Below are 17,463 nucleotides of genomic sequence, written 5' to 3'. Positions count from 1 at the left end.
GAGGGGCGTCGGTCGAATGCTCAGAAGTAACGTTCCTTGACGACGACGGTGTCGCCGGGCTGCAGGAGACTTTCCTGTGTCGCCTGGACGCGGACGACGCGGCCGTCCTGCTTCCGCTTGATGTAGAAGTCGGCCATGTTGGCGCGATAGGTCTGGCCGCCGGCCGTGGCGATCGCGTTCAGCACGCTCATGTCGGTGACATAAGGATAGCTGCCGGGCTTCTGCACCTCGCCGATGACGTAGAATGGACGGCGGGTCGAGACTTCGACGCTGACGCTGGGATTGTGCACCCAGTCCTTGTCGAGGCGCTGCGCGATGGTCTGCTGCAGCTCCGAAGGCGTCATGCCGCGGGCATCGACGTTGCCGATCAGCGGATAGGCGAGCACGCCGTTGCCGTCGAGCTGGAACTCGCCGGTCAGCGTCGGCTGGCCGAACACGATGATGCGGGTGCGGTCGTTCGGGCCGAGCCGATAGTCGGACGACGTGCCGCGGCCGCCGGTCGCCGTCAGGCTGAGGGCCTGGCCGCCCGACGCGTCGGAGACGATCGGCGTGCGGTCGCCGTCGCCGCAGGCGCCGAGAGCGAGCAATGCGGCGACAATGCCGCCGCGCAGGAACTTGGCAACGAAAGTGAGGTTAGCCGACATGGTGATTCCTCCTGGGCCTCCTTGCTGGTTTCACGCGCGGCCGTAGCTGTCGGCCACGCGTACGATGTCGTCCTCCCCCAGATACGGGCCCGACTGCACCTCGATCAGTTGCAACGGCAGCTTGCCCGGGTTCTCCAGGCGATGCTCCGTGCCGATCGGGATGTAGACCGACTCGTTCTCGCGCACGATCATGCGTTCCTCGCCACGCTGCACGATCGCCGTGCCGTGGACCACGACCCAGTGCTCGGCGCGGTGATAGTGCTTCTGCAGGCTGAGCTTGCCGCCCGGCTTGACGGTGATGCGCTTGACCTGGAAGCGGTCGCCGGCATCGACGGTGCGGTAGTTGCCCCATGGCCGATAACCCGTGGTGTGCTGGTCGGGTTCCGAGCGGTTGCGCTTCCTCAGCGTCTGGACCAGGCCCGAGACCTGCGCCGCGTCGTCGGCGTTGGCGACCAGCACGGCATCGTCGGTGGCGACGATCACCACGTTGTCGAGGCCGACCGCGGCGACCAGCCGGCCCTCGCTGCTGCGGATGTAGGAGTTGCTGACCTTCTCGGCGAGCACGTCGCCCTGCAGCACGTTGCCGGCTTCGTCGGCGTTGCCGATCTCGCGCAGCGCGTGCCAGGAGCCGACGTCGCTCCACGCCATGTCGACCGGTACCACGGCGGCGCGGTTGGTATGCTCCATCACCGCATGGTCGATCGACAGGGACGGCGCCTCGGCGAAGGCAGCGCGATCGAGCCGGAAGAAGGCGAGATCCTCCTCGCCGGCCTGCACGGCGCGCTCGCAGGCCGCCAGCATCGCCGGGTTGATGCGCGCCAGCTCGTCGAGGAAGGCGCGCGCCGAGAGGAGGAAGATGCCGCTGTTCCACACGAAGTTGCCGTCGGCGAGGAAGCGCTCGGCGGTGGCGCGGTCGGGCTTCTCGACGAAGCGATCGACCGACAGCACGCCGTCGGCGGCGGCCAGCGCCGCGCCGCTCTGGATGTAGCCATAGCCGGTGTCGGGCCGCGTCGGCTTGATGCCGAAGGTGACGAGGCGGCCGGCATGCGCGGCGGCAAGGCCCTGCATGACGGCGCGATGGAAGGCTTCGGTGTTGGCGACGACATGGTCGCTGGGCTGCACTAGCATCAGCGCGTCGGGATCGCGCGCCAGCAGCCACAGCGCGGCGGCGCCGATCGCCGGGCCGGTGTTGCGCGCCAGCGGTTCGAGCAGGATCGCCTGCGGCTCGATGCCGACCTGGCGCAGCTGCTCGTCGACCAGGAAGCGATGCTCTTCGTTGCAGACCAGCAGCGGCGCCGCGAAGCCGACGTCGCTCAGGTTGCGCGCGGCCGTCTCCTGCAGGAGCGTGCGTTCGGAGACCAGCGGCAGGAGCTGCTTGGGATAGGCCGCACGCGACAACGGCCAGAGGCGCGTGCCCGCACCTCCAGACAGGATGACAGGATGGATCTGCGCCGAACCCTGTTGCTGGAACTTCGCAAGGTCGGTGTCGGTGAGTGCGTCCATGGCGGCGAAGCTATGGATGCACCCTTGTAGCGGCCAGTGATCAAAGTGTGTTTCGCAGGTGCAGCGGCAAGTGGCGGTTTAGTGACCGTTTTGCCGATCTTTCGCGCACTTTCACGCGGTCGAGAGGTTGTGCAAATGCAGCCGCCATCAATCGCCGTTGCGTGGCAGGACGATCGCGATCGACAGCCCGCCGCCGATGCGGTTGGAGGCGCGCACTTCGCCGCCCAGCGCCTCGACATTGCGCCGGACGATCCAGAGTCCAAGGCCGGAATGTGGCGGCTTGCCGGCCTCGGTCGGCTGGTTGGGGCGCGACGAGAAGTAGCGCTCGAAGATGCGCTCGATCTTGTCGGTGGGGATGCCGGGGCCCTCGTCGTCGACCTGCAGCTCGACCGTCTCGTGGTCCTGGGTCAGGGTGATGATGATGGTGGCGCCGCGCGGAGAGAAGCTGATGGCGTTCTCGAGGACGTTCTGCAGCACCGTCTCGAACATGCCCTTGGCCGAGCGTACGATCACGGCGTCGTCGAGCCGGCGGATCAGGCGGATGTCGCGGCCGGCCATGATCTCGCGCACGGCGAGCGTCGCCTCACCCACCAGTTGCGTCAGGTTGGTCGGAACGCGCGGCGCCTCGATCAGGTCGACCGTGCTGTTGTCGAAGCGCTGGGCGGCGTTGACCAGGGCGAGCAGGCGGGCCAGCGACGAATCGATGATCTCGAGCGCCCGCCGCGCGCGCTGGTCCTCCAACGGTACCGACCTGCGTACCGGTGACAGCGATGACTGGATGGCGGCGAGCGGCGTCTTGAAGGAATGGGCGTTGTCCTCGGCCGATTGCCGGATCTCCTGCGACAAATGCTTGAGGTCGAGCACCAGCTTGTCGAAGTCGCGCGCGACGCTCGACAGCTCGGGGACGATGTTGCGTTGCGAGAAAGCGTAGTCGCCGATGCGGCCCTGGCCGATCTCGTCGGCGACCTCGCGGAAGCGGCGCAGGCTGAGGAAGATGCTGACCGCGGCCAGCACGGCGAGGATGGCGAGCACCAGGTAGATGCCCGCGGCGACCCTCACGGCGCGGGTCTCCCAGTAGGGCCGGCCGATCGAGGTGTTGAGGAACTCGCTGGTGGTGTGCGTCGAGGTCAGCACCCAGCAGCCGCGCACCGTCTTGATCGGGATGATCGAGGTCAGGAGTTCGACGGTGCCGTTGGGCTGGCGGTAGCGCAGCTCCTCTGAGGCATCGCCCATGCAGGCGTCGCTGAGGCGCTTCAGGATGCCGCGGCGTGACAGCTCGTCGAGCTCCGGCGCCACCTCGTCGGCGCGGATCGACGGCGCCGAGGCGACGAAGAAGAAGCCGGCGTCCTGCTGCGCCTCGCCCGTCGGCGAGGACGGCTGCAGCATCAGCTTGAGCACCGTGCCGTCGCTCGCGAACTTGGCGAGCTCGGCATTGAGCGTGGCGTCGTTGCCCGGCTCGACGGTGCGCAGCACCGGGGCGAGCGCGTGGCCGATCAGCTTGCTGCGGTCCTGGATGGCACGGGTGACGAGATCGCGCATCTGCCTGTCGGCGCTCTCGAACTGGCTGTAGAGGACGATCGGCAGCGCGATGAAAATGCCGACCAGGCCGACCAGCTTGAGGGTGAGCGAGGCGCCGAGGCGCCTCGCCGAATCGAGCCAGCTACGCTGCGGCGTCCTTGGGCTTTCCCCAGCGGTAACCGAATGAGGGATAATTCTCGATCTCGGAGAACTCTCGGTCGACGAGTCGGAACTTGTTTCGAATGCGCTTGATCGACGAACGGACGTTTGTTCGGTAGCCATTCTCTCCGCTCCCGGCGATGAAGCCCACGTGGTGCATGCAGTCGTACACCGCGCGATAGGTCACGTGGTTGCCGACATTCGACGCGAGTAACCGCACGATGTTGAACTCGGTGAGCGTCAGGTTGACGTCGGCCTCGTCCCAGTAGGCGCGGCTGACGCGCGGCTTCAGCATCAGCCGGCCGCAATGCAGGATCTCGTCGACCTCGAGCGCCTTGGGCCGCTTGGTCGTATCGACGATGACGCGGATGCGCTTGGCGAGGATCGGCACGCCGCGCGCCTTGTCGACGAAGTCGAGCGCGCCGCGGTCGAAGGCGAGGTGCTCGTGATGCTGCGAGCTGCGGCCGGTAAGGAACACCACGGGCAGCTGGATGCCCTCGCGGCGCAGCCGGGGCAGCAGGTCGATGCCGGAGATCGAGGGCAGGCCCCAGTCGAGCACGATCACGTCGGCGGTGGTGCCGTTGGCGACGGAGGAAAGCATGCTCTGGCCGTCGGCGAAGCTCTCGACCGCGAAGCCAAGATCGTTAAGCTCGGCCGACGCAGCCTCGCGGAAGTCGTCGTCGTCGTCGACGAGGATGAGGCGGATGCGATCATCGACGCCGTCCATGGGATCGCCCTCGACGCGATTGGCTTCGACCCGGTCACGTTCAACCCGGCCCTGGTCGACGCGATCGCGTTCAATCCGATCACTGGGCGCGGGAGCGGAGGCGGGCCAGGCAGTCGCGCTTTCCTTCATCGGAGTTGTCATCGCTCTTTACCTCGTACGCAAGGGTTCCGAACTGCCGCGTCTGGACGTCTGGATACAGCTGGACGTCGACGCTGCATCGACCATCCCGGTAGTGCCAGGTCTTTCCTGGGGCGCGTTCCTCCACGCTTGTTGGTGGACCGAGCATGGCGCGTACCTGGCCCTCGCTCTTGCCCACGAGTGTGACCGGCGCCGCGGGGACGGACGGTGCCGGGATGCTGGCCGCCGCTTGCTCTTGCTGCGGGTCGGCCTTGAGGTCGGGTTTGCTGTCGGTGGTCTTCGCTGCTGCAGCAGCGGCTGGGGTTTGCCGCGACGATGAAGAAGAGGCCTGTTGGGTGTGGGTAGAGCGGCCGGACGAAGCGGTCTGGAAGGGACTGCCGTGGACCAGACGGTTGAAGTCGCGCTGCGCACCTTGCGTCAGCTCGCATCCTGAAAGGAGGAAAAGGCCCAAGACCAGGGTCTGACGGTACAGACTCTTTTTCAGCATCGCCATCCCCGGAGAGAATCCAGCCAAGTGAACGATATGCCCGTATCGCGGTTGCGAGATGTGATGGCCGCTGGCCAACACGCCGCAGGCCGCGACTGGCCCCCGGGGTATCGTCCCCGTGGCCGATGTTTGCCCGCGGATTTCCCGGCGACAAGTCATGACCCCATCAAACACAGAAATGCCACGGCCTGGCTTCTGGTTGCGCGGCGTTCAGGGCGGCAATTCGTAGCCGAGGCCGCTTTCGATTTCGATTGTGCGCTGCACCGCGGGCCGCGCCATCATCCGCTCATAAAGGGAATCGAGCCTTTTCAGGCCCTGCGGTCGTGGCCGGGATGCATTGACCATGCGCCAATACAAACGAAACAGATGAATATCGGCGATCGAGTAGCGGCCGAGCGCCCAGTCGCCCGCGCCGAGTTTTCGCTCGGCCAAGGTCCAGACCTCGGTGACGTGGTCCTCGCCCAGCCGGCGCGCCGGGTGGAGGGTCGAGGCGATGAAGGACATCCACGACACCGCCTGTGCCTCGGCCAACGGATCGGACGGCAGCAGCCCGGCCTCGGGAAAGCGCTTGGCGAGATAGAGCAGGCAGCCGGCCACCTCGGTGACCGGCGTGCCGCCGACCAGCAGGGTCGGCACCTTGCCGGCCGGGTTGATCGCCAGGAAGGGCGGCTGCCGATGCTCCTTCTCGTGGAAGGAGAGCGACTTGATCTCGAACGGCGCACCGACCTCGTGCAGCGCGATGTGCACAGCCATCGAGCTCGAGCCGGGGCTGAGATAGAGGGTGAGGGTCACTCTGCCGGGCGGCGCAGCAGGTTGGCCTCGGGCACCCCGGCTTCGTAGTCGGCCGCCATCTTGTCGGGGTCGAACAGCACGCCGATCGGGTTCTTCCGGAACGGCTCGGTGTCGAAATAGGAGGCCGCACCTGCCTTGTCGAAGGCGTCGACCTGCAGCTCGACCTGATTGCCGTCGGGATCCTTGTAGTACATCGACACGGTCGGGCCGTGGTTGATGGTGCGCACCGGCACGATCCCCTCGGCCTTGAGGCGGCGATAGGTCGACAGCAACTGGCCGAGATCGGCCAGAGTGTAGGCGACATGGGCGAGGCCCCAGCTGTCGTCCGGCGCCTTCTTCAGGCCCGGGATCTGCACGAAGGCGACGCGGTGATGCTCGTCGTCGTAGGTGATGAAGGCGATGTACTCGTTCTCGAATACACACCGCGCGTTCAGCACCGTCATGTACCACTGCTTCAGCGGCTCGCGGTTGGCGGTGCGCAGGACGAAGTGCGCGAACAGGCCGGGCGAGACCGGCTTGGTGTCGAGCAGGCGGACCTTGTCGATGCGAGAGTCCATGACGGCCTCCGTTAGAGCAGGTGCATCGGCCTCCCGGGATGCTTCGGCAGGAAGGCGGTGAGCAGGCCCAAGCATAGCAGGAACGGCGTCACCTGATAGACCGTCTCGATGCTGGTCCAGTCGGCGAGCTTGCCCAGCGCCGCGGCGCCGAGGCCGCCCAGGCCGAAGGAGAAGCCGAAGAACATGCCGGCCACCAGCCCGACCCGGCCGGGCAGCAGCTCTTGGGCATAGACCAGGATCGCCGGGAAGGCCGAGGCCATGATCATCGCCACCGTCACTGCCAGGACGGCGGTCCAGAACAGGTTGGCGTGCGGCAGCATCAGCGCGAACGGCAGGGCGCCCAGGATCGAGAACCACATCACCGGGATGCGGCCCACCCGGTCGCCGACCCAGCCGCCGAGCAGCGTGCCGACCACGATGCCGATCAGGAAGGCGAACAGGTAGAACTGCGCGACTTGCACCGACAGGCCGAACTTCTCGATCAGGTAGAAGGTGTAGTAGGAGCCGAGGCTCGCCTGATAGACGTTCTTGGAGAACAGCAGCAGGATCAGGATCGCGACGGCGAACAGCACGCGGGGCTTCGACAGGCCGTGGCCGCCGGCAGCGGCCGTTCCCTTCTTCGCTACCGGCCGGGTCGCGGTGCGCCGCGCCCGGTACCAGTTGCCGACCTGGAACAGCACGATCATGGCGATCAGCGCCGCGCCGGAGAAATAGAGCAGGCTCTCCTGGCCGCGCGGCACGACGATGAACGCTGCCAGCAGCGGACCCGCGGCCGAGCCGAGATTGCCGCCGACCTGGAACAGCGATTGTGCCAGGCCATAGCGGCCGCCCGCCGCCATGCGCGCCACGCGCGAGGCTTCAGGATGGAAGACCGAGGAGCCCATGCCGATCAGCGCCGCGGAGATCAGGATCACCGGATAGCTGTGGGCGTGCGACATCATCAGCAGGCCGACGAGCGTGAAGCCCATGCCGACCATCAGCGAATAGGGCTGGGGCTTCCTGTCGGTGTACATGCCGACGACCGGCTGCAGCATCGACGCGGTGAACTGGAAGGCCAAGGTGATCAGGCCGATCTGGCTGAAGGAGAGCGCGTAGTTCTCCTTGAGGATCGGATACAGCGCCGGCACCAGCGACTGCATCATGTCGTTCAGCAGGTGGCAGAAGCTGAGCGACAGGATGATCGCGAAGGTCGTGCTGTTGGCGGAAGCGGTAGACGGAGCGGACGCTGACGCGGCCATTGGAGCGGCCCTGGGAGCGGCAGGGTCCGCCATCGTGTTATCGGTCATGGCGCCCCACTTATAAGGGGCAGGGCCGCCAGCGACCACCATCCGTGCGCAAACCTGCCGTGCAGCGGCAACGCCTCACACCGTGTGGCGTTGTTTCCCGACCCGATGGCCCCCGGCAGCACCCTGACAGACGTCCCGGCCCGGCTCGACCGGCTGCCGTGGAGCGGATTCCACCGGCTGGTCGTGGCGGCGCTCGGCATCACCTGGATCCTCGACGGGCTCGAGGTCACCCTCGCGGGCTCCGTCGCAGCGGCTCTGCAGACCAGCCCACGGCTCCATCTCACCGCCGAGCAGGTCGGCCTGACCGGCAGCGCCTATCTGATCGGTGCGGTTCTGGGCGCGCTGTTCTTCGGCCACCTCACCGATCGGCTGGGCCGCAAGAAGCTGTTCAACGTCACGCTCGGCGTCTACCTGATCGCCACCGCGGCGACGGCGCTGTCGTGGGACTTCGAGAGCTTCCTGTTCTTCCGCTTCCTCACCGGCGCGGGCATCGGCGGCGAATATTCGGCGATCAACTCGGCGATCCAGGAGCTGATCCCGGCGCGGCTGCGCGGCCGCACCGACCTCGCGATCAACGGCAGCTTCTGGGTCGGCGCCGCGGTCGGCGCGCTGGTCTCGGTGCCATTGCTCGATCCCAACCTGTTCGGACCCGACTGGGGCTGGCGCATTGCCTTCGGCAGCGGCGCCATCCTCGGCCTGTTCATCCTCTACCTGCGCCGCTTCCTGCCGGAGAGCCCGCGCTGGCTGATGATCCACGGCCAGGAAGGCGAGGCGCGCCGCGTGGTCGAGGAGATCGAGGCGCGCGTCATGAAGGACGGCCACAAGGAGCTGCCGGCCTACGAGCCCAAGCTGTCGCTCGGCGAGCCGCATCGGCTGACAATGGCCTCGGTCGCGCGCACGCTCTTGAAGCACTATCCCGACCGCACCGCGCTCGGCCTGGTGCTGATGGCCTCGCAGGCGTTCATCTACAACGCGATCTTCTTCACCTACGCGCTGGTGCTGACCATCTTCTACGGCATCGAAGCCGACAAGGTCGGCCTCTACATCCTGCCCTTCGCTTTGGGCAACTTCCTCGGGCCAGTGCTGCTCGGCCCGCTGTTCGACAGCTTGGGCCGCAAGCCGATGATCGCCATCACCTACAGCTTGGCGGGTGCGATGCTCGCCGTCACCGGCCAGCTCTTCCAGATGGAGCTGTTGACGGCCACGACGCAGACGGCTCTGTGGACCGTCGTCTTCTTCTTCGCCTCGGCGGCGGCGAGTGCCGCCTACCTCACGGTCGGCGAATGCTTCCCGTTGGAGATTCGCGCGCTGACCATCGCGCTGTTCTATGCCTTCGGCACCCTGCTGGGCGGCGTCGGCGGACCTTGGCTGTTCGGTGTGCTGATCGAGGGCGGCGGCCGCCACGACATCGTGTATGGCTACTTCCTCGGGGCCGCACTGATGGTGGTCGCGGCGCTGGTCGAGCTGCGGCTGGGCGTCGCCGCGGAGTGCAAATCGCTCGAAGATGTCGCACCGCCGCTGTCATCGCTCCGTTAGGGTTCTGCAACACAGCAACCCTACGCTCGGCCCATGACCTTCCGGATCGCCCAGATTTCCGACACCCACCTCAGCGAATCCAAGCCCTTCTTCGTCGACAATTTCGTGCGCATCGGCGAGGCGCTGCGCAGCGCCAAGCCGGACCTGGTGCTGAACACCGGCGACATCACCCTCGACGGCGCCTCGCAGGAGAGCGACCTCGCGGCGGCGCGCCTGCTGCACGATGCGCTTGGCCTGCCGGTGCGCTTCATCCCGGGCAACCACGATCTCGGCGACAGCCCCTACGGTCCATCGCCGGGCGAGCACACGATCGATGCCGTGCGGCGGGCGCGCTACCTCAAGCATTTCGGTCCCGACTGGTGGTCGTTCGACATTCCGGGCTGGCGGATTCTGGGCATCAACGCCCAGCTTCTGGGGAGCGATCTGCCCGAAGCGGCGGAACAGGAGAGCGCGGTTGCGCACGCGATGGAGGGGCTCGGGCTGCGCAGCCTGGCGCTGTTCCTGCACCGGCCGATGTTCGACAAGAGTCCTGATGAGACGGAGATCGGCGGCCGCTTCGTCCATCCCGAGCCGCGTCAGCGGCTGCTCGCGGCGTTCGGCGCGGTCGTGCCGGCGCTCGTGGTGTGCGGCCACGTGCATCAGTATCGCGAGAGCTGGTCGGGGTCGACGCGCCACGTCTGGGGCACCTCGACCGGCTACGTGATTCCCGACCGCCGCCAGCCGCGCTACGGCCTCAAGGAAGTCGGCTACGTCGAGCACACGCTGCGCCCCGACGGCACGCACCGGAGCGAGCTGGTGCGTGTGCCGGGTGTCGAGACGCTCAACATAGAGAATTTTCCGGGGGCTTACGGCCCAGTCTAGACCGGCACGGGACGGGCGCGCTGGTTGTAGAGCATCTTGCGAATGCGGGCCTGCTCCTCGGGCGGCAGCTTCTCGCGGTCGACCGAGAGATCGGCGCCGGCCGCCATGCCTTTCTGCACCGCCGGACGCGCGCCCATCATCTCGAACCAGCGCTTGAAGTACTTGAACTCCTCGATGTCCTGGCCCTGGAATTTCCAGTTGAGGGTCCACGGGTAGCAGATCATGTCGGCGATCGTGTACTGGTCGCCCGCCAGATACTCGTGCTTGTAGAGCCGGTTGTTGAGCACGCCGTACAGGCGGTTCACCTCGTCGGTGAAGCGGCGCACCGCATAGTCCTGCTCGCCGTGCTCCTTGGTGTCGACGCGGCGGAAGTGGCCGCACTCGCCGCTCTTCGGCCCCTGATTGGCCATCTGCCAGATCAGCCACTCGTTGACCTCGTGCCTGGCCCGCAGGTCCTGCGGATAGAACTTCCCGGCCTTCTCGGCGAGATACATCATGATCGCGCCCGATTCGAACACGACCAGCGGCTTGCCGCCGTCCTTGGGCGCGTGGTCGACCATCACCGGCATGCGGTGATTGGGATTCATCTCCAGGAACTCGGCGGTGAACTGGTCGCCCATGCCGATGTTCACCGGCATGATCTTGTAGGGCATGCCGAGCTCTTCCAGCAGGATGGTGACCTTCTTGCCGTTGGGCGTCGGCCAGTAATGCAGATCGATCATGGCATTCCTCCGTCAGTTGTTGTCAGCTTATCGGCCTCTGCCTTCCCCTCGCAATAAGCCGGCCTATCGCAATAAATCGTGATGGGCGAACGGCCCCGCGCGCACTACCTTCACACCATGAGCGAAGCCGACCCCCTGTTCGCAACCCTGCGGCAATCGGCCGACGCCGATACGGTCGCCGCCATCGAGCGCCTGGTGCGCGAGGCCCCGGACCGCGACCTCTGCCGCATCAACGTCCTGGCCTTCGCGGCCCGCCATGGCCTCAGTGAGCAAAGGGTCATCAGCGCCTTCCTCCATGCCGCGCGGCTCGGCCTGTTCGAGCTGTCATGGAACGTTCTTTGTCCGAGCTGCAGCGGCGTGCTCGATGCCGGCGCGTCGCTGAAGAGCGTGCGCAACCAGGAGTACTGCGCCTTCTGCAACGCCGGCTACGAGCCCACGCTGGACGAGACCGTCGAGGTCACCTTCACCGTCTCGCCGCGCGTGCGGCACATCGCGGCGCATTCACCCGATGAGCTGTCGTTCCACGAGTATCTCCGCCAGCTCTTCTTCGGCTCCGGCGTCGACCTGCCGGACGATTACCTGCAGCGCATGGACAGGATCATGCTCGACGCCATCGAGCTGCCGGCGGGCGAGAAGGCGCAGGTGTCGCTGCAGCTTCCCCCCGGCGAGATCGTCCTGTTCGATCCGATGACGCATGCCGCGCATTTCTTCCAGGTGAAGGGCGAGCCGACGGCCGAGCGCCGTACGACCTCGATCGCCTACAGCAAGGTCAAGGCGCCGACCGAGACGACCGAGCTGCCGCCCGGCCCCCTGCGCATCACCCTCGACAACCGCTCGCGCGAGCGCGTGCTGCCCGGCCTCTGGATCTCCGGACACGAGATGCACGACCTGATGGGGCGGCGCCGGCCGTTCCTGACCGCCAAGCGCCTGCTCACCAACCAGACGTTCCGCGACCTCTACCGCACCGACACGCTCGAGATCGACCAGCGGCTCAAGATCACCAGCCTCACCTTCCTGTTCACCGACCTCAAGGGCTCGACCGACCTCTACGAACGGGTCGGCGACCTCGTGGCGTTCGACCTGGTGCAGACGCATTTCAAGGTGCTGAACGAGATCGTGGCCGACGAAGGCGGCGCGGTGGTCAAGACCATCGGCGATGCGGTCATGGCGACGTTCCCCACGCCCGACCGCGGCCTCTCCGCGGCGCTCAAGATGCGCGAGGCGATGGACGACCTCAACCGCCGCGCCAACACCGGCGACCTGCTGCTCAAGATCGGCCTCCATGAAGGCCCGTGCCTCGCCGTGAACCTGAACGAGCGCCAGGACTATTTCGGCCAGACCGTGAACATCGCATCGCGCGTCCAGGGCCTGGCCGACGCGCGCTCGATCCTGACGACGGCGCCGGTCGTGAAGCATCCCGAGGCCGCTGCGATCCTGCGTGCCGGCGGCCTGAACCCGACGGCCGAGCAACGCGCGGTGCGCGGCGTGGCGGGCGACGTCGCGGTCTACGAGATTCCCTAGGCTGGGAGCGTGACACGGCTGCGCGGGTGCGCAAGATACGGCGCATGAGCCCGTATATCGGCCGATCCGTCCGGCGCCTCGAGGACTTCCGCTTCCTGACCGGCCGCGGCCGCTACCTCGCCGACATCGCCTGTCTCGGGGCGCTGTGGGGCCACGTCCTGCGCTCGCCGCACGCCCATGCGCTGATCAAGCGGCTCGACACGACCGCGGCGACAGGCCTCGACGGCGTGCGCGGCGTGTTCACGTCGGCCGATCTCGCAGGCCTCGGTCCGATGCCCTGCATGGCCGCGGTGTCGCCGCTGATCGTGCCGCCGCGCTTTGCCCTGGCGGTCGAGCGCGTGCGCCATGTCGGCGATCCGGTGGCCTTCGTCGTCGCTGACTCGACCGAGATCGCGCGCGAGGCCGCCGAGCTAGTCGAGGTCGAGTACGAGGCGCTGCCGGCCGTCGTCGATGGCCGCGCCGCGCTGGTCGATGGCGCCCCGCAACTCTGGCCGCAGGCGCCGCACAACACCGCCTTTCACATCCAGAAGGGCGATGCCGCCGCCGCTGCGGCAGCGATGAAGCAGGCCGCGCACATCGTCGAGATCGAGGTGATGAACAATCGCGTCGTCGTGGCGCCGGTCGAGACGCGCGCCGGCATTGCGCGCTATGACTCCGCGACCGACAGCTTCGACCTCGAGCTGACGGGGCAGGGCCTGCACGGCATCCGCCGCCAGCTCGCCGAGTTCGTGTTCAAGCTGCCGCCCGACCGCTTCCACCTGCATGCGCCCGATGTCGGCGGCGGCTTCGGCACCAAGAACTTCCTCTATCCCGAATGGATCCTGCTGCTGTGGGCGGCTCGCCGGCTCGGCCAGCCGGTGCGCTGGGAGGCCGACCGCACCGAGGACTTCGTCGCCAGCGCGCAGGGCCGGGACATCTTCGCCACAGCGCGGCTCGGCCTCGCCGCGGACGGCCGCTTCCTCGCGCTCGACATCGAGATGGTGGCCAATCACGGCGCCTATCTCTCGGGCAACGGGCCGGGGGCGGCGGCGGTCGCGGCCTCGACGGCGCATGGCGGCGTCTACGACATCCCGGCGATCGCGGTCGACGTGCGCGGCGCCTTCACCAATACCGTGCCGGTCGACGCCTATCGCGGCGCCGGCAAGCCCGAGGCCAACTACATTACCGAGCGCTGCATCGAGGCCGCCGCGCGCACGCTGGGCTTCGATCCGGCAGAGCTGCGGCGCAAGAACCTGATCGCGTCGTTCCCGCACAAGACGGCGATGGGCCTGACGATCGATTCGGGCGGCTTCGTCGACAATCTCGACCGGGCCGTCGCGCAGGCCGACGTCGCGGGCTTCGTCGCCCGCCGTACCGAGGCCAAGGCGCGCGGCAAACTGCTGGGGCTCGGCATCGCCTGCTTCCTCGAGACCTCGCGCGGCGCGCCCAACGAGGGCGCCGAGGTGCGCTTCGAGACCGACGGCCGCGTGACCGTCGCGGTCGGCACCGAATCGAACGGGCAGGGCCACGAGACCGCCTTCGCCCAGATCGCCGCCGAGCGGCTCGGCCTGCCGATCGAGACGATCCGCTACGTGCAGGCCGACACGCTGAAGGTGAAGAGCGGTGCGGGCCATGGCGGTGCGCGCTCGATGCACATGGGCGGCGCGGCCGTGGTCAAGGCGATGGACGCCACGCTCGCCCGGGCGCGCACGACCGCGGCCCGTCTCCTGCAGGCGAGCGAAGCCGAGCTGGTGCTCGACGCCGGCGCCTTCAGCGTGCGCGGCAGCGAGCGGCGTATCGAGCTGCTCAGCATCGCGCGCGAAAGCGGTGCGGCGCTGGGCGAGCACGTGATGAACATGACCGACGTCTTCACCTTCCCCAGCGGCTGCCATGTCGCCGAGATCGAGGTCGATCCCGAGACCGGCGCGGCGACCCTGGTGCGCTATACCGCGATCGACGACTACGGGCGGCTGATCAACCCGATGCTGACCGAAGGCCAGGTGCAGGGCGGCGTGGCGCAGGGCATCGGCCAGGCGCTGCTGGAGCACACCGTCTACGACCCGGAGTCGGGCCAGCTCCTGAGCGGCTCGCTCACCGACTACGCCTTGCCGCGCGCCGATGACCTGCCGGCCTTCGACATTGCGCTGGTCGAGCGGCCGACCGACGCCAATCCGCTCGGCGTCAAGGGCTCGGGCCAGGCCGGCTGCATCGCCGCACCGCAGACCGTGATGGCGGCGCTGCTCGACGCGCTCGAGCCGGCGGGCGTGAAGCACCTCGACATGCCGGCGACGCCGGAGAAGATCTGGAAAGCGCTGCGACGCAGCGCCTAACGCGGCACGCCGTAGAACTTGGCGCCGGTGGCCGTGATCATGAACAGGCCGCGGCTGTCGACGTTGATCTTGTCGCAGCGCGAGCGGCCGTCGTCGAACGTGACGCAAATCTGCCCGTTGGCGATGGCGTACTTGCCCTTGGAGGAAGGCCTGCTCTCGACGACCACCTCGTAGCTGCCGTCCGTCCGGTAGTCCGCCCTGAGGCCGCCGCGCCAGTCGACCGTCTTGCCGACGAACCGCGCCTTGATCTCGTCGTCGGTCAGCGGGCGGTAGGTGTGCTTCGCCGGCAGGCCGCGCTCGGCGAGATATCGCTCCATGGTCGCTTCCCAGAGCTGCGGGTAGGAAACGACGGAATGGCCGCTCACGCCGTCGGGCAGCGTGTACTCGTTGAAGCTGCCGTTGCCGCCGGCATTCCTGAAGGTCTCGAAGCTGCCCCGTGAGTGGCTGAGCGGGTAGAACGGATCCTTGTCCCCGTACAGCCAGAGCGTGGGCGACTTGAAGGCCGCGCCGCGCTTGAACAGCTCGGCGTTCACCTTGGCGGAGTAGCCGCAGCCCGACCCCAGCCAGCCGCCGACGAAGTTCAGGACCCCCTTCGGCAGCTCCGGTCGCTGCCCGCTCCAGCCGATCGACAGGATACCGCCGCGCGACTGGCCGCCGACCACGAAGCGGGCGCGATCGGCGAACGGCAGGGCGAGGATCGCGGCGGTGATCGCGTCGGCGTCGCGCAGGGCGCGATCGAAGCCCTTGATCGACAGGTTGTCGTCGCAGGCGTAGCCGCGGGTCCGATCGATGTCGAATCCTTCGTCGTACAGGCCTTCCGAGCCGCCGCGGCCGCGGCGCGACGGGAGCACGACGGCCCAACCGCGCGCGACGAACCAGTCGGCCAGGAAGATCGGCTCGTAGGGCCGCGCGAAGATGCCGGGATCCGTGCCGCGTCCGGTCGAGCCGTGGTGGAAGATCAGGATGGGAAAGGGGCCGGCACCCGCGGGCTTGTGAGTGATCGTCGCCAGCTTGACCGTGGCGCCATCGACCGTCGCCGGAACCATCGACGGCTGGGCGAGCGCCGGCGCTGCCGCGAGTGCCAGGAGCGCGGCGACAGAGCCGATCGCGCGCTGCGTTCCACGCCTCAGGCAGCCCAGATTTTGCTCCGGCATGAATTGCCTCCGATGCGGCAACTATGTCTGCCTTTTCATCGGCCCAATAGCGTTCACTACGCCGGGTACGGGCCGGGCCAAGGGCGGCGGGGTTGATGGATCGCCGCTTCTTGCGTTAGGAGCATGCGCATCGACAACAGGGAGGGTGACAGCCATGGCAACCTTGATGGTCCTCTACAACAAGCCCTCGGACCCGGCCGCGTTCGATGCGCACTACTTCAACAAGCATGTGCCGCTGGCGAAGAAAATCCCGGGTCTGCGCAAATACGAGGTCAGCCAGGGGCCTGTCGCGACGCCCGAAGGACCGTCGCCCTTTCATCTGGTCGCGCTCTTGACCTTCGATTCGATGGCGGCGATCGGCGCCGCCTTCGCCTCGGCGGAAGGCCAGGCGACCGCCGGCGATCTCAAGAACTTCGCCCAGGCCGGCGCGCAACTGCTGATGTGCGAGACGCGCACGGTCTGACGAAACGCCTCACGCGGGTTGACAGGGTGCCGGTAATTACTTAAGTAACGTTAATAATTAACGTTATCTAAGTAGAGGCCTGCCATGTTGCGCCGCCTTCGCTTGAGCCTGATCGGCCTGGGGTTCAAGGCCTGGATTTGGTCGGTCCGGCTGCGCCGCGTGCTGTCGGCGCTCGGCCGGCCGCGGCTGCGCGGCCTGGAGCATCTCACCATCGCCGTGATCGACCTCGCCGAGGCGCGGCGCTTCTATTGCGACGTGCTAGGCGGCGCCCTGATGATGACGGTCGACGATGCGATGCTGGCGCGCTTCGGCCGCCTGCCGGCGCCCGACAACGGCGAGGGCACGCACCATCTCTCGGTCTATCTCGGCGGCGCGACGCGGGTCGATCTCTTCCTGCAGCACGCCGGCCAGCCGGCGCCAGACCTCGGCCATCCGCACTACGCCTTCGCCGTGCCTCCGCGCGAGCTGGCGAAGTGGCAGCGCCGCCTTGCCGACGAGGGCGTGCCGATCGAGGGGCCGCTGCGGCTCGGCCCGCCGGGCCAGGCATCGATCTATTTCAACGATCCGTTCGGCAACCGGCTGGAGATCACCTGCTTCGGCTATGCCGGCGCCGTCGAGGAGCGCCCGCCAGTGTCGACCCGCCTCGCCTGGACGCGATGAGCGCGAAGGAAGACGTCGGCGCGCTCCTGCTGGCCCTGGTCGACCGCGTCTCGCATCGCGGTGGCGAGACGCTGTCGCTGATGAGCGAGGCGGGGCTGACTTTGCCGCAAGTGCTGTTCCTCACGCGCCTGCGCCAGGCCGGCGGCAGCACGGCCTCGGAGCTGGCCGAGCGCTTCAACATGTCGCTGCCGGCGACCAGCCAGATGGTCGATCGCCTGTTCAAGCAGGGCCTGCTGACCCGCGCCGAGGACGAGGGCGATCGCCGGCGCAAGCGGCTCGCCGTCACCCCGTCGGCCGAGCGGCTGCTCGACCGGCTCGTCCGCGCCCGCGCCACCGAATACATGAAAGGCATCGCGCGTCTCTCGCCCGCGCTGCAGCGCGAGCTGGCCGCGGTGCTGGCCAAGGCCGTGAGCGAGCTGAGCTAGA

17 protein-coding genes are annotated in these 17,463 nt (G+C 67.6%); 7 read left to right on the top strand and 10 right to left on the bottom strand.

From position 1 onward, the window contains the following. Window positions 1-20: 20 nt before the first annotated feature. The 8 genes from J0J01_RS15955 to J0J01_RS15920 form a co-directional block, all read right to left on the bottom strand. Window positions 21-644, bottom strand: a complete 624-nt coding sequence (locus tag J0J01_RS15955) for a polysaccharide biosynthesis/export family protein (RefSeq protein WP_296382244.1) — start codon at window positions 642-644, stop codon at window positions 21-23. 30 nt (window positions 645-674) lie between these two features. Then, window positions 675-2,147, bottom strand: a complete 1,473-nt coding sequence (locus tag J0J01_RS15950) for a mannose-1-phosphate guanylyltransferase/mannose-6-phosphate isomerase (RefSeq protein WP_296382242.1) — start codon at window positions 2,145-2,147, stop codon at window positions 675-677. Between the two features lie 147 nt (window positions 2,148-2,294). After that, window positions 2,295-3,686 carry an ATP-binding protein gene (locus tag J0J01_RS15945; RefSeq protein ID WP_296382240.1) on the bottom strand — a complete coding sequence of 464 codons (1,392 nt, stop codon included), beginning with the start codon at window positions 3,684-3,686 and terminating at the stop codon, window positions 2,295-2,297. A gap of 121 nt (window positions 3,687-3,807) precedes the next feature. After that, a complete protein-coding gene (locus J0J01_RS15940) occupies window positions 3,808-4,551 on the bottom strand; it encodes a response regulator transcription factor (protein WP_296382238.1) in 744 nt (247 codons plus the stop codon). A 79-nt stretch (window positions 4,552-4,630) separates the two neighbouring features. After that, window positions 4,631-5,182 (bottom strand): hypothetical protein, encoded by a 552-nt coding sequence (locus tag J0J01_RS15935; protein ID WP_296382236.1) that lies wholly within the window; start codon window positions 5,180-5,182, stop codon window positions 4,631-4,633. Window positions 5,183-5,386: 204 nt separating this feature from the next. Then, the gene (locus tag J0J01_RS15930; RefSeq protein ID WP_296382234.1) at window positions 5,387-5,968 is read right to left on the bottom strand and encodes a glutathione S-transferase family protein; all 582 of its coding nucleotides are present in this window, start codon (window positions 5,966-5,968) and stop codon (window positions 5,387-5,389) included. Next, the gene (locus J0J01_RS15925) at window positions 5,965-6,525 is read right to left on the bottom strand and encodes a VOC family protein (protein WP_296382232.1); all 561 of its coding nucleotides are present in this window, start codon (window positions 6,523-6,525) and stop codon (window positions 5,965-5,967) included. Before J0J01_RS15925 ends, J0J01_RS15930 begins: the two co-directional genes overlap by 4 nt. An 11-nt stretch (window positions 6,526-6,536) precedes the next feature. Then, the gene (locus J0J01_RS15920) at window positions 6,537-7,763 is read right to left on the bottom strand and encodes an MFS transporter (RefSeq protein ID WP_296382230.1); all 1,227 of its coding nucleotides are present in this window, start codon (window positions 7,761-7,763) and stop codon (window positions 6,537-6,539) included. Between the two features lie 153 nt (window positions 7,764-7,916). Between J0J01_RS15920 and J0J01_RS15915 the strand changes: the two genes are divergently transcribed. Both J0J01_RS15915 and J0J01_RS15910 read left to right on the top strand, forming a co-directional pair. Continuing rightward, window positions 7,917-9,347: an MFS transporter gene (locus J0J01_RS15915; RefSeq protein WP_296382228.1), complete on the top strand. Its 1,431-nt coding sequence runs from the start codon at window positions 7,917-7,919 to the stop codon at window positions 9,345-9,347. A 33-nt stretch (window positions 9,348-9,380) separates the two neighbouring features. Further along, window positions 9,381-10,208, top strand: coding sequence for a metallophosphoesterase (locus tag J0J01_RS15910; RefSeq protein ID WP_296382227.1), 828 nt, complete (start codon window positions 9,381-9,383; stop codon window positions 10,206-10,208). Here J0J01_RS15910 and J0J01_RS15905 read toward each other — a convergent pair. Further along, a complete protein-coding gene (locus J0J01_RS15905; RefSeq protein WP_296382225.1) occupies window positions 10,205-10,930 on the bottom strand; it encodes a glutathione S-transferase N-terminal domain-containing protein in 726 nt (241 codons plus the stop codon). The two genes, J0J01_RS15910 and J0J01_RS15905, sit on opposite strands and share 4 nt — an antisense overlap. A gap of 117 nt (window positions 10,931-11,047) precedes the next feature. Here J0J01_RS15905 and J0J01_RS15900 point away from each other — a divergent pair, with 117 nt between their 5' ends. Continuing rightward, window positions 11,048-12,451, top strand: a complete 1,404-nt coding sequence (locus tag J0J01_RS15900; RefSeq protein ID WP_296382224.1) for an adenylate/guanylate cyclase domain-containing protein — start codon at window positions 11,048-11,050, stop codon at window positions 12,449-12,451. Between the two features lie 44 nt (window positions 12,452-12,495). After that, window positions 12,496-14,760 (top strand): xanthine dehydrogenase family protein molybdopterin-binding subunit, encoded by a 2,265-nt coding sequence (locus J0J01_RS15895; RefSeq protein WP_296382221.1) that lies wholly within the window; start codon window positions 12,496-12,498, stop codon window positions 14,758-14,760. Here J0J01_RS15895 and J0J01_RS15890 read toward each other — a convergent pair. Next, a complete protein-coding gene (locus J0J01_RS15890; protein WP_296382219.1) occupies window positions 14,757-15,914 on the bottom strand; it encodes a hypothetical protein in 1,158 nt (385 codons plus the stop codon). The genes J0J01_RS15895 and J0J01_RS15890 overlap by 4 nt on opposite strands. 154 nt (window positions 15,915-16,068) lie before the next feature. On the opposite strand from J0J01_RS15890, the gene J0J01_RS15885 reads away from it, so the two are divergent. The 3 genes from J0J01_RS15885 (at window position 16,069) to J0J01_RS15875 (ending at window position 17,462) form a co-directional block, all read left to right on the top strand. Next, window positions 16,069-16,377 (top strand): EthD family reductase, encoded by a 309-nt coding sequence (locus J0J01_RS15885; RefSeq protein ID WP_296382217.1) that lies wholly within the window; start codon window positions 16,069-16,071, stop codon window positions 16,375-16,377. Window positions 16,378-16,461: 84 nt separating this feature from the next. Next, on the top strand, window positions 16,462-17,037 hold the full coding sequence (locus J0J01_RS15880) for a VOC family protein (RefSeq protein WP_296382215.1): 576 nt from the start codon (window positions 16,462-16,464) through the stop codon (window positions 17,035-17,037). Continuing rightward, entirely contained in the window at window positions 17,034-17,462 is a 429-nt protein-coding gene (locus J0J01_RS15875; RefSeq protein ID WP_296382213.1) for a MarR family transcriptional regulator, read from the top strand. The genes J0J01_RS15880 and J0J01_RS15875 overlap by 4 nt, the downstream gene beginning before the upstream one ends. Window position 17,463 lies beyond the last annotated feature (1 nt).

The organism is Reyranella sp. (assembly GCF_017305915.1).
Taxonomy (GTDB): Bacteria; Pseudomonadota; Alphaproteobacteria; order Reyranellales; family Reyranellaceae; genus Reyranella.
The sequence above is the reverse complement of the archived record's forward strand: the minus strand, read 5'-3'. Positions and strand labels throughout refer to the sequence as shown.

Coding starts and splice junctions, on each gene's coding strand:
- J0J01_RS15955 (WP_296382244.1), bottom strand. CDS start 644: ATGTCGGCTAACCTCACTTTCGTTGCCAAGTTCCTGCGCGGCGGCATT.
- J0J01_RS15950 (WP_296382242.1), bottom strand. CDS start 2,147: ATGGACGCACTCACCGACACCGACCTTGCGAAGTTCCAGCAACAGGGT.
- J0J01_RS15945 (WP_296382240.1), bottom strand. CDS start 3,686: ATGCGCGATCTCGTCACCCGTGCCATCCAGGACCGCAGCAAGCTGATC.
- J0J01_RS15940 (WP_296382238.1), bottom strand. CDS start 4,551: ATGGACGGCGTCGATGATCGCATCCGCCTCATCCTCGTCGACGACGAC.
- J0J01_RS15935 (WP_296382236.1), bottom strand. CDS start 5,182: ATGGCGATGCTGAAAAAGAGTCTGTACCGTCAGACCCTGGTCTTGGGC.
- J0J01_RS15925 (WP_296382232.1), bottom strand. CDS start 6,525: ATGGACTCTCGCATCGACAAGGTCCGCCTGCTCGACACCAAGCCGGTC.
- J0J01_RS15920 (WP_296382230.1), bottom strand. CDS start 7,763: ATGGCCGCGTCAGCGTCCGCTCCGTCTACCGCTTCCGCCAACAGCACG.
- J0J01_RS15915 (WP_296382228.1), top strand. CDS start 7,917: ATGGCCCCCGGCAGCACCCTGACAGACGTCCCGGCCCGGCTCGACCGG.
- J0J01_RS15910 (WP_296382227.1), top strand. CDS start 9,381: ATGACCTTCCGGATCGCCCAGATTTCCGACACCCACCTCAGCGAATCC.
- J0J01_RS15905 (WP_296382225.1), bottom strand. CDS start 10,930: ATGATCGATCTGCATTACTGGCCGACGCCCAACGGCAAGAAGGTCACC.
- J0J01_RS15900 (WP_296382224.1), top strand. CDS start 11,048: ATGAGCGAAGCCGACCCCCTGTTCGCAACCCTGCGGCAATCGGCCGAC.
- J0J01_RS15895 (WP_296382221.1), top strand. CDS start 12,496: ATGAGCCCGTATATCGGCCGATCCGTCCGGCGCCTCGAGGACTTCCGC.
- J0J01_RS15890 (WP_296382219.1), bottom strand. CDS start 15,914: ATGCCGGAGCAAAATCTGGGCTGCCTGAGGCGTGGAACGCAGCGCGCG.
- J0J01_RS15885 (WP_296382217.1), top strand. CDS start 16,069: ATGGCAACCTTGATGGTCCTCTACAACAAGCCCTCGGACCCGGCCGCG.
- J0J01_RS15880 (WP_296382215.1), top strand. CDS start 16,462: ATGTTGCGCCGCCTTCGCTTGAGCCTGATCGGCCTGGGGTTCAAGGCC.
- J0J01_RS15875 (WP_296382213.1), top strand. CDS start 17,034: ATGAGCGCGAAGGAAGACGTCGGCGCGCTCCTGCTGGCCCTGGTCGAC.